Here is an 11844-nt window from a genome sequence, read left to right as displayed (position 1 = left end):
CCCGCAAATTCAAGCGCATGGCATATAGGAATCAGCAGCATTTTATCGAGACTTTGGAGCAGGCAGGCGAACTGGTACGGATCAAGACGTATGTAGACCCCAAACTGGAAATAGCCGAGATCACCGACCGCATCAGTAAAACACCCGGTGGCGGCAAGGCTTTGTTGTTTGAGAATACCGGTTACGACTTTCCTGTGTTGATGAACGCCTACGGCAGCGAACGCCGCATGTGCCTGGCGCTGGGTGTGCACCACCTCGACGATGTGGCGCGGGATATAGAAGCGCTTTTTAAACTATTATCATCTCCCAAGGAGAGCATTTTGGATAAACTGAAGCTGCTGCCCAAACTGGGCGAGTTTGCTTCCTGGATGCCTAAAGTAAAAAGTGGACGCGGCGCCTGCCAGGAAGTAATCTTACAAGGGGATGCTGCCAGCATCGAAAAGCTGCCGGTGATCACCTGCTGGCCCAAAGATGGCGGCCCTTTCGTGACTTTACCTATCATTCATACCAAAGACCCGAATACGAATATCCGCAACGTGGGCATGTACCGCATGCAGGTGTTTGGCCCACAACTTACCGGCATGCACTGGCACCGGCACAAAGTGAGCGCCAAACATTTCAGTGAATACAAAAAGCTGGGCATCAAAATGCCGGTGGCGGTAGCGTTGGGCGGTGACCCCGTTTATGCTTATTCTGCTACGGCTCCATTGCCAGAGAATGTGGATGAATACATGTTGGCCGGTTTCCTGCGCAAGAAGAAAGTGGAGCTTGTAAAATGTATTACACAGCCTTCTATCGAGGTGCCTGCCGATGCAGACTTTGTGATTGAAGGTTATGTGGACCCCAACGACGAACTGCTCTGGGAAGGGCCTTTTGGTGATCATACGGGCTATTACTCGCTGCCCGACTGGTATCCTAAATTTCACATCACTGCCATCACGCATCGCAAGAACCCTGTGTATCCTGCTACCATTGTAGGTATTCCACCACAAGAGGATGCCTGGCTCGGTAAGGCTACGGAGCGTATTTTCCTGGCGCCTATCAAGATGACCATGGTGCCTGAGATCATGGATATGGATATGCCGGTAGAGGGTGTGTTCCACAACCTGGTGATCACCAAGATCAATAAAGAATATCCCGGTCAGGCGCAAAAGGTGATGAACGCCATGTGGGGCGCGGGGCAGATGATGTTTAATAAGATCCTTGTGCTGGCCGATGGCAAAGTGCCGATCACTGATTACAAGACGCTGGCGCAATACGTATTCAAGAACCTCAACCCAGCGACGGATATCAGTTTTTCTCAAGGCCCGATGGATGTGTTGGATCATAGTTGCAGCAAGCTGGGCTTTGGTGGTAAGATGTGCATCGATGGTACGGCGAAGCAGGAGGAAGAGATTGATGATAGTTACGAAATGCAAAGCCTGTCGCGTGGTGGCGGCATTGCAGGCTACACGATCGATAATAAGCTGATCGCTGAGCAATTTCCAGAAGTGCGTAGCATCAACATCAGTTTATTGGCGAAGGATATTCCCTGTATCATCGTGTCTGTTGAAAAGAACCGGAAGGGGCATATACGTGAGCTGCACCAACAGCTTTGCCAGCTGCCTATCATTGAAGTCGTGAAGATGATCCTGTATGTAGAGCATACGGTAGATGCGAATGATCTGCCGGTGGCTTTGTGGCGTTTCTGTAATAATCTCGATCCACGCCGCGATAGTCTGCCATTCGAGCGTCCTGTGCAGCAATCTGGTAAGAAGTGGGCTTGCATGGGCTTTGACGGCACGATCAAAACAAAAGCTTTTGATGACTTCCAGCGCGACTGGCCCAATATCATCGTGGCGGCTGACGATACCATTACTTCAGTAGACCAGAAATGGCCTACGCTGGGGTTGGGTGAATTCCTGCCTTCTCCGTCGCTGAAGTTCAAGGGACAGATCTATGGAGAGGAAGCTGTAGTGGAATAGTTTGGTATGTATACTGTTTATTGCTTCTTGATCACAATTCTTTGTGCATCGTCCTGCATTACCTGTTCGAAGAACTTCTTTACGTCTGCGTAGCCGGCTGCGGGAATCTTATGTTGATCCAGTGCCAGTGTAGTGGTGGAATAGATGGACTTTTTGCTTTCATCATACCAATACCTGGTTTGATAACTGGCATAAGGGCATTTAAGCTCTTTCGTTTGTGGCAATGCATCTATTACAAACCCTTCGGGCAGGTGTATAATGGTGGTGTCTTTCTTTTGATAAGGGATGTTGAAATAGAAATCACTTTTCCGGTTTTCAGCTTTGGGCAACCGGAGATTGCATAGTTTATACATCCTTGGACTGAGGAACATTTTGTTGCCGGCAATGAACTCCGGTACTTTTTCAAGCGCCATATCGAGTTCGGTGACGAGGGTTGTGTTGGCTTCTTTTTTGTTCAGGGTAAATTCGTCGGGTTGCTTGAAGCCCATGCCATGAATGATGTATCCTTTCTGGTCATCTTTTTTCTCTTCCATGACGGCGGTCATCATTTCTTTGTACTCGCCGGTTGTTTTGAATAGGGCAACAGTCTTACCCGATCCATCGGGTTGTATCGTCACGTTTGATGTGACCTCAAATTTATTGTCGCCGGATTTGCTCAGGGGAGTGGGAGCAAGTACTCCTCCTTCGTTGGTGATCAGCAAGGCATTCCTGTTTTCTGTAAAGCTGCCCAGTACAGCAAAGTCGGTTGTTTTGCTGGTACATTCCAGCCACACGCTGTCTTTCTCCATGGGTACGCACAGGATAACGTGGTTGGAGAATTTGGATGGGAAGTCGGCGTCCATGGGTGGCGAATTGACGCCTGCATTGATGACGGCATAAATGCTGTTGATGCCGACAGCGCTCAGCGCTGCTTTCGTAAAATTGCTTAAGGCCTTACAGTCGCCGTATTTCTTTTTATCGGTGAAGTCTGCAGAGAACGGACGCAGACCGCCGATGCCAAGCTGAATACTTACGTACCGGAAGTTCTTTTGTAGGTAGTCGTAAATGATCCTTATTTTTTCCCGGTTATTGGGTGCGTCTTTAACGAGGTCTTTGAAGAAGGCTACGCGGTCGGGAGGCAGTACATCGAGTCCTTTGTTCAGATTGGCATACCATTGTCCAAAGCTTTTCCAACTACTGAGGTCGCCTTCATAGTCGTCGTATTTGAAGCGGTTGGGCGCCATCATGATGTAGGGATACTTGTTGTCGGAGCCATCTTCATTATCAAGCGTTTTGAGGTCTTTTACTGACCATTTGTACCATTTGTATTTATCATCTCCGCCGGTCTCAGGTTTCAGGGAAATGTTCTTTTCCTTGAACCGTACTTCCATGTTGAGGGGCACTTTGGCGGTAAAGGTGGACGATTGTATGCATTCTCCGCTTTGCATGATCTCGTACCAGGGATAAAATAAAGTGCCTTTATAACGCTCCTGGTATTTGATCTCTATGGTGACCGGGTAGGAGGGGGCTGATGTTTCAATGAAGGTCACTTTACCATCTTCAATAAGGCCTTCTCCGGTGGCCTGGGTGGTCATGTCTTTTTTCTTGTACCGGGCTATCTGTTTTCCCTTCGCATCGTAAAGCTTTACCTCTGCATCTTCAAGGGAAGTGAACTTTGAAGTATGGGTGTAGAAGGTCAATGCCCTTCTGCCTTTTTCATTCATGACGGTTACTACAGAATGCACATTCAGGGATGCTCTGTCTATATCTGACACTTCGAATGTTATATTCTCATAGCGTTTGATCATGGGGGCATTGTCTTTCAATGCCTGGGGTATAGAGGCTACATCGTAGGATGGTTCCTGTGCCAGCCCCATGAAGAATAACAACAACGCAGGTATACTCAATGTGAAGCCCTTTTTCATAATGCTTACTTTTTCTTGAATACGATTTGTTCGTTCAATAGCTCAAACATTTTCTTATAGAACTCTTTCAGCGCTCCATATTCTTCAACGCCGTACAGGCTCTTTTTAAATTCGATCCTGAACCTGGCCAGTATCTTTTTTGAGTTGGCGTCATTGAACAGCTCTCTTATAAAGATCACTGTTTTGTCTTCATTGACCAGCTGCAGTGATTTGGGTAGCTCATCGGGTGTATATCCTTCCGGTATATCGATATAGGTGCTGAAGGTGATATTTCTACGATAGCCAAAGTTGATATCGCTGAAGCGGTTGGTGGCAATGAAGGGGTTGGTCTCAAAGCCGGAGAACAGGTTGACGGGCACGAAGATATAGTCGCCGGTAGTGGTAGCCTGGCCTTTGAACTGCAGGTGTTGACCCAGTGCCAGGGAATCTTCTTTTTCGTTTTTGATATCAACGCTGTCAACTGTTATGGACGAGCCGGATTTGCGAATTGCATCGATGTATTTCTCTTTGCCACGCCGCCAGGAACTCAGGCGGTTAATGCGGGCATATTGCATGCTGTTGAGCCAGGCTTCGCCTGTGATCATTTTATCGGCATTGATCTTCACGGAAACAGTAATGTTTTCCTTGTATTGCAGGGATTCATCAGTTACGTTGATAATGCCTCCCTTTTTACGGTTAACAATGAATGCATTGGTGTTGAGGATGCTCAGGGGCACCAGTTCAGGTTGCCCGGTTGGGTCGGTTGCATCGAGAAAGTATTTTTTGTCATCGATCAGTACCGCTGCATACGTAGCGTTGAACTGTCCGACAAACGGATACTGGGTAGAGACTTTGCCATGGAACCTTTCGCTTACGAGCATAGGGTAAGCGTCCAGTCCGGCATCCTGCAGCAGGTTCACAAGGATCATGTTGATCTCTGAGATGCTGCCGCTCTTTTTGCTCCAGGCAGCTTTAACGCCATCACTGCTTCCCACGCCGTAAAAGCGGTTCCAATTCATGTAATTGCGTGTATAGTTGTATATACGCTTCATCTTTTCCATGGGAGATGGAAGCACTTTCATGAGGGCAATGAAGTCTTCGGTACCACTAATATTCTTACCGATCTGTGAGCCAAAATACGAGGCGGTGCTCAGCTCGCGTGTAACTTCATCCCAGGAGGTCATGTATTTTTGTTTGCCAAAGCCGCTATTGTTATAAGCCGATAGCTGGAAATTGATTCTTTGCAGGTAATCTTTCCGGGCATCCATGTATGGCTCTTCGCGCAGGCCGGGAATGCTGTCCATGGCAAACAGGTATCGCCCGTCGGACGATTCCTTTTTTATAACGATGGGGAACTGCTGGCTTTTGAATACCATATAGGCAAACTCGTAGCCGGGAGGTATCGACAGGGTGAATTTACTTTTCACTACCGGCAGCTCCTGCTGAAATTCCCATGCTTCAAGGTTGAGGTAGTTCTTTTCTGTGCTGCGGTATTGGTATTCTACGATACTCCCTACTTTGACGCCGGGGAAGGTGAACTTCTTGGAGTGCCACACTGCATTGCGTTGCTGGGTGAAAATTGATTTTCTTTCTACCTCCTGCTCCGTTTGTTGGCCGGCGGCGTCGAAGTTGTAGGCCTTTGCTTCAATGTTGTCGATGCTCTGAAAGTCATTGCCTGCATAATAGGGGATCTGCACGTTGGCATATTCCATTCCCTGCTCTTTCAATATTTTGATACGGATACGCCGGTAGGTGATCAGTTTGCGCTCATCGTCGTGGTCGGCTACCGCCTCGTCGAACAGTACGATCGCTACTGCTTCACTATCGAACGCGCAAACTTTCAGGTTCTTTTCTGCTGCTGATATGTGGCCCCAGTTTTCAAATTCCGGCTGAGCCATTGCTGTGGCATGCCACAGCAATGGAAGGAAGATCAATAATATACTTTTTTTCACGTGGCTTACCATGCCGTGCTCAACGCTCATGTATATCAGGATTTAGCTTTTTTGCGAATCGCGTATTGCTCATTCAGCAATGCGTATAATTGTTTGTAAAATTCCTTAAAATCAGGGTATTCTTCAGGAGAATACAAAGGTTTTTTGAATTCCAGTGAAATGCGCACTGCCAGTATGTTCTTTTCGGAATTGATACGACGGGTAATGGAGATGCTGGTATCTGGCATGATCATACGTACGCTTTTGGGCAGGGCCTCAAATTCATACGACTCCGGGATGGTGATATTGGCCACGATCTGGTAGTTCTGGTTGGCGCCAAAGAATACATCCGAAAAGCGATTGTCGGCCACAAAGGGGTTCTTCTCAAGTCCGGTGAACAGGTTCACCGAAAAATACTTGTAGTCGCCTGAGCTGTTAATGGGCTGGTTGAACTTAACGGTTTGTGTGAGTGGCAGTGTATCGATGTTTTCGTTCTCGATGCTTAACGTATCTACTTTTACGCCGGGATTGCTTGCCGTGAAGAATTTTTCTATGAATTTGTCTTTCCCTTCTTTCAGGGTAGGCAGGCGCTCTATACGGGAGTAATCGAAGCAGGTAACGCTGGCAGCGCCTTTCATAAGGCCTTCTTCATCGATATTGGCCTGTACCACGATGGTTTCACGGAAGTGCGGCTTCTCGCTCCATATTACACGCCAGCCCCATTCCCAGGTGTCTATTTTCTCGATCACCAATCCTTCGGAATACATTACTTCATAGGGGATGAGATTGGAAGGGGTATATTTTTCGGTAGCATCCAGTATGTAGGACTTTTCTCCGATGGTTACGTAAGCCAGTACTTTATTAAAGTTGCGCCAATCGGCAAAGGAAGTGTTGACGCGTCCGTTGCGACGGGTGCTCACCAGCAGGGGAGATGCTTTGAGACCAGCATCCTTCAGCAGGTTCACCAAGATCAGGTTGATCTCGCCGGAGGTGCCTTTTTTATCTTTCCAGGCGCTCTTAACGCCGTTCAGGGCCCAGATGCCTCCATAGTTGTTCCATTCCATATTCTTACGTACATAGTTGTGAATGGTCGTCATTTTCTGGTAAGGGTCATTGAGTTTTTTCAAGGACTCATCCAGGTCTACTGTACGGGGAATGTCGCGTTTCAGTTGGATGCCAAAATCCTCATCTTCGGCCAGAAATTTGATGATCTGTGGCCAGTTGTATATTCTGCTTTGGCGTGGCATGCCGACCGGGTTGATGGCGATGACCCGGGTTTCGATCCGTTGCAGGTAATCGTAGTCGCATGAGATATAAGGCTCATCCCGGAGGGCAGGGATGTTGGACATGGTCAATGTCTTGATATTGCGGCGACTCTTGTTTTCTGATTTTTGCTGTACTGGTAATACGACCAGTGGTGTACAAACAAATTCTATTTCTTCGGGGAAGTCTACGCGATACCGACTGTATTTAACAGGTATATCCTGTTGGAAGTACCAGTTTCCATGACCGATATTGGTATGGGTGTATTTGTATTCAATGATGCTGCCGGCTTTTACGTCCGGAAAGGTAAACACCTGTTCGGAGTATCTTTTATCCAATGGCTTTTCGTAAATCAGTTTCTTTTCCACTTTCGTGGTAACGATATTGCCACTTCCGTCCAGGTTATAGGTCTGGGCGGTAAGGCCTTTGATGTTTTCATCATTCCTGTAGCCGTGGTAGCGAATATGAATATCGGCGGCATTCAGCCCTTTATCTTTCAATATCTTGATGCGTACATGGCGTACGAGCTCGATGGAGCCCAGGTTATCGAGGTAGGCTTCTGCCACGTCGAACAGTACGAGCGCCTCGGCATCTTTGTCAAAGTCGCATTCTTTTAACTGTAAATCGGCCTTATCAACGGTACCAAAAGCCGGAACATCCTTGTCTCTTTGGGCAAAAACAGGCAAAGTGAGCCCTAAAATTGCGATCAGGGCAATTGTCTTTCTCATATTAGGGGTTTATTTTATTGAACCTGGGAGGTTCTGCCTGTATAGTCTCGCGTAATAACGACAGAATTACCGGGCTATTATCCAGTTCTTCAGCAGGATTAATAATTTTTATTTATTGGCATATATGAAGGGCGGTAGTTAGTTTTGCCAGTGGAGGTGGGTGGTTGGGAATGAACAGGTGGAATGATCCAGGTATCAGGTACCTGCGGTTTTGGAGGGGCTGCATGTTAGGGGTTATTTGGAGCAATAATAACGAAAAAAAGTACTAAACAAATATTAAAAAATAGCACTTGACCATGTTCGTGAAATCATCTTTTATGGCGATCTGTTGGGTGGCAATGGCCGGGTTCGGGTATTCCCAAACGAAAAAGCCTGCCCCGGTTAAAACCATGAACGCCAAGCCAGCGGCCACAAAGCCCAAAGGCCCCGTTAAGCCCGTAGGACAGAATACGTTGTTGTTCGAGATCTCCGGCAACGGCTTGCAGAAACCTTCGTACCTGTTTGGAACCATGCACATTTTGTGCGATCAGGATGCCACGTTGAGCCCTAACCTCAAAAAGGCTATCAAGGATGTGCAGGTGATCTATTTTGAGTTGGACATGGACGATATGAACGAGATCATGGGAGCGGTGAAATACCTGCGCATGAACGATGGAAAGAAACTGTCGGACCTGCTGACCAAGGAAGAATACGATCGCGTAGCTAAGTACCTCAAGAGCATCAAAGCGCCATTGCCGCTTGATTTTATGAATCGCTTCAAGCCTTACTTTATTTCCAGCGTTATTGGCGAGCAGGCCATGGCCTGTGGTGATGCCGATAAGAAGAATGGCATGGAACAGCAGATCATGAAGGAAAGCAAGCAATACGAAAAAGAGATCAAGGGGCTTGAAACGGCAGAGTTTCAGGCGGGGTTGTTTGATAGTATTCCTTATGACAAACAGGCCAAAGACCTGGTGGCTTATATCGACAGCATCGATAGCTACAAGAAGGCAACGCTGGATATGGTGGACGGCTACCGTAAGCAGGACCTGAAGCGCCTGGATTCGCTGGTGCAGAAGAGCGACCCGGGTATGGAGCAATATATGGACCTGTTATTGTACAGCCGCAACCGGCGCTGGGTGGGCAGCATGCCCGGCATTATGGGGCCACGTACGGCCCTGTTTGCAGTGGGAGCGGGACACCTGGGCGGCGAGCAGGGGGTGATCAACCTGCTGAAGAAGAAAGGGTATACCGTGACGCCGGTGAAGAACTAAAAACGGCAATCGGCTGCCGATTCACGACTGCCGATTGCCGATGTATTAGAATTGCTCCAGGCCGCTGAAGAAGAAGCTGCCTTCAATGGCTGCATTCTCATCGCTGTCGCTGCCGTGGATGGCATTCTCACCTAAAGAAGTAGCATATAATTTACGGATGGTACCTTCGTCTGCTTGTGCAGGGTTGGTAGCACCGATCAGTTTGCGGAAGGAAGCTACTGCATCTGCTTTTTCAAGGATAGCAGCAATGATGATCCCACTGCTCATAAAATCTACCAGTTCGCCGTAGAAAGGACGTGCCTTGTGTACTGCATAGAACTCACCGGCTTTTTCAGCACTCAGCTTTGTTTGCTTCAGGGCTACAATGCGGAAACCTTCTTTAATGATCCTGTCCAGGATAGCTCCGGCATGACCATTCTTCATTGCATCCGGCTTAATCATTGTAAACGTGCGGTTACTCATATGTTTTTACTCTATTTTGGGCGCAAGATAATGATGTTTATAGTTTTTTGGCTATTGGACTTTATTTGTGCAACTTTGCCACCATTTTATGCAACCTATCCAGGATTTATACCCTTTACTTTCTACTCCCCGCACAGTGGTGATCACCATGCACCAGAAGCCAGATGCCGATGCAATGGGTTCTACGCTGGGTCTGTATCATTTTCTGCGCCAACTGGGGCATCAGGTGACCGTGGTTTCTCCCACCAACTGGGCCAGGTGGCTCAATTGGATGCCGGGCTGTGATACGGTGGTGGACTTTGAGCTGCACCGGGACAAGGCGGAAGGCCTGCTGGCGAAAGCTGAGTGGCTTTTTTGCCTGGATTTCAACGTGTTATTGCGTACAAAGAACATGGCGCCTAAAATCAGGGCCATCGACAATACCCGTATTCTGATCGATCACCACCAGCAGCCTGAAGTAGAGAGTTTTGCCTACGGCGTGAGCAACACGGCCAAAAGCTCTACCTGCGAAATGGTCTACGACTTTATCATGGAGTCGGGGCATGGTGCTTTGATCAACAAGGATATCGCGGAATGCCTTTATGCGGGCGTGATCGCCGATACGGGTTCTTTCCGTTTCCCGGCTGCCAGCGCGCATGTGCACACCATGGTATCGGACCTGAAAGGACGTGGCCTGAACCATACGCAGATACATGAGAATATTTACGATAATTTCCTTGAGAACCGTTTGCGGCTCATAGGACATGTATTGTTGCACCGTATGGAGATCTATTATGAGTACAACACAGCGTTGATCGCCATCTCCAAAAAAGACCTGTTGCGCTACGAGGTCAAGACGGGTGATACAGATGGCCTGGTCAACTACCCGCTCAGCATTCAGGGTATCAAAATGGCTGCCCTGGTGATCGACCGTGATGAAGAGCGTAAGTGGAGTTTCCGCAGCAAGGGCGACTTCGATGTGAATACCTTTGCCCGCAAATATTTTGAGGGGGGGGGACACTTCAACGCTGCCGGTGGACGTAGCAGCGCTTCGCTCGACCAGACTGTACAAGACTTTATGGAGGCGATGAAGAAGAATGCTGTGGAGCTACAGGATTAATTTAAGAGTTCAACGTAAATACACATAACTTTTTGCCGCTGGCGCAGTGGCAGGTGACCTATAAAAAACAATTAATTCAAATGAAAAGAGTAACGATTCTTCTTGGCTGTCTGGCAGTTCTGTTGATAGCAGCAGGCTGTAAAGGTGGCGGTGTAAAGAAAACCAAAAGTGGCCTGTTATACAAGATCATTTCAGATGGCAAGGGAGATCCTGCAAAACGCGGTAACACCCTGAAAATTATGTTTGCCCAGCGCCTGAAAGGTCCTGGAAAAGATACCCTGCTGAGAGACAACTACGGCAAAATGCCTGCTTTCGTTACTGTTGACAGCGTTGGTCAGATCTATGATCCAGCCGAAATTTTCCCTTTGCTGCGCAAGGGTGATAGCGCTATCGTATATGTACTGGTTGATACGTTGATGAAGAAGAATCCCGGTGGATTGCCTCCTTTCATCAGCCGTAAAGACCAGATCGTTCTTTCTTTTAAAGTAGTAGATCTGTTTACTACGGATAGCCTGGCTGAAAAAGACAAGATGGCTGAGGGTATGAAAGAGCAAGCGCGTCAGCAGGCTGAACAGCAAAAGGCCATAGAAGAAGGACAAAAGAAGCGTGGTCCTGCTGTTAAGGAAATCGAAGATTACCTGGCTAAGAATAAGATCGTTGCTCAAAAAGCAGCTGGTGGCACTTATGTCGAGATCAAAGAACCCGGCACAGGCATGCAAGCTGCTGCTGGCAAAAAGATCAGCGTTAAATACACTGGTAAGCTGTTCCCTTCCGGAACTGTATTTGAAAGCAATATGGACGGCAGCAGGCCTCCTTATGAGCTGGTACTGGGTACTGGTTCTGTAATTCCCGGATGGGATGAAGGTCTGGCTTTCTTCAAGAAAGGTGGAAAGGGTACTTTGTACATTCCTTTCTTCCAGGCTTATGGCGACAGGCCCGGTCCTGGTCAAAAGCCTCACGAGAGCCTGATATTTGATGTTGAAGTAGTAGAGGTGGCTGATGCTAATGCACCTGCTCCCGGTGGTCCTCCCGCTCCTCCTCCAGGTCATGCACCCGGCGATGGACACAATCATTAATACGTGATCGTTTGCAAATAACTGAAAGGCAGCCACTCCGGCTGCCTTTTTTATTTTTATGGCAGCTTCAACCTGATCTGACCATAGGAAGTAGTAGTGTTCTTTTCGAGTTGCATGGTTGCCGGGTTGTAGGTAAACAATGTACGGCAAAGGTAACAAACAGCTATCGGGTTAGCATGCCCTAA

8 protein-coding genes are annotated in these 11844 nt (G+C 47.9%); 4 read left to right on the top strand and 4 right to left on the bottom strand.

The annotated features are described in order from the left end of the window. The first annotated feature begins 17 nt into the window (after window positions 1-17). A complete protein-coding gene (locus AC5JBY_RS30290; RefSeq protein ID WP_495908444.1) occupies window positions 18-1964 on the top strand; it encodes a menaquinone biosynthesis decarboxylase in 1947 nt (648 codons plus the stop codon). A gap of 17 nt (window positions 1965-1981) precedes the next feature. Here the strand turns inward: AC5JBY_RS30290 and AC5JBY_RS30285 are convergent, their stop codons facing one another. From AC5JBY_RS30285 to AC5JBY_RS30275, 3 genes are read right to left on the bottom strand one after another with little or no spacing between them, the layout of a single operon-like run. Further along, window positions 1982-3868, bottom strand: a complete 1887-nt coding sequence (locus AC5JBY_RS30285; protein WP_495908443.1) for a DUF3858 domain-containing protein — start codon at window positions 3866-3868, stop codon at window positions 1982-1984. Between the two features lie 5 nt (window positions 3869-3873). Then, a complete protein-coding gene (locus AC5JBY_RS30280; protein ID WP_495908442.1) occupies window positions 3874-5829 on the bottom strand; it encodes a DUF3857 domain-containing protein in 1956 nt (651 codons plus the stop codon). A gap of 5 nt (window positions 5830-5834) precedes the next feature. After that, complete coding sequence (locus AC5JBY_RS30275; protein WP_495908441.1) at window positions 5835-7769, bottom strand: DUF3858 domain-containing protein; 1935 nt, start codon at window positions 7767-7769, stop codon at window positions 5835-5837. Window positions 7770-8086: 317 nt separating this feature from the next. On the opposite strand from AC5JBY_RS30275, the gene AC5JBY_RS30270 reads away from it, so the two are divergent. Continuing rightward, on the top strand, window positions 8087-9022 hold the full coding sequence (locus tag AC5JBY_RS30270) for a TraB/GumN family protein (RefSeq protein ID WP_495908440.1): 936 nt from the start codon (window positions 8087-8089) through the stop codon (window positions 9020-9022). Window positions 9023-9067: 45 nt separating this feature from the next. Here the strand turns inward: AC5JBY_RS30270 and AC5JBY_RS30265 are convergent, their stop codons facing one another. Then, window positions 9068-9484, bottom strand: a complete 417-nt coding sequence (locus tag AC5JBY_RS30265; protein ID WP_495908439.1) for a nucleoside-diphosphate kinase — start codon at window positions 9482-9484, stop codon at window positions 9068-9070. Window positions 9485-9572: 88 nt separating this feature from the next. Between AC5JBY_RS30265 and AC5JBY_RS30260 the strand changes: the two genes are divergently transcribed. Both AC5JBY_RS30260 and AC5JBY_RS30255 read left to right on the top strand, forming a co-directional pair. Continuing rightward, the gene (locus AC5JBY_RS30260; RefSeq protein WP_495908438.1) at window positions 9573-10583 is read left to right on the top strand and encodes a DHH family phosphoesterase; all 1011 of its coding nucleotides are present in this window, start codon (window positions 9573-9575) and stop codon (window positions 10581-10583) included. Between the two features lie 80 nt (window positions 10584-10663). Next, window positions 10664-11659 carry an FKBP-type peptidyl-prolyl cis-trans isomerase gene (locus AC5JBY_RS30255; RefSeq protein WP_495908437.1) on the top strand — a complete coding sequence of 332 codons (996 nt, stop codon included), beginning with the start codon at window positions 10664-10666 and terminating at the stop codon, window positions 11657-11659. The last annotated feature ends 185 nt before the right edge of the window (window positions 11660-11844 follow it).

The organism is Paraflavitalea sp., assembly GCF_059502485.1.
The sequence above is the reverse complement of the archived record's forward strand: the minus strand, read 5'-3'. Positions and strand labels throughout refer to the sequence as shown.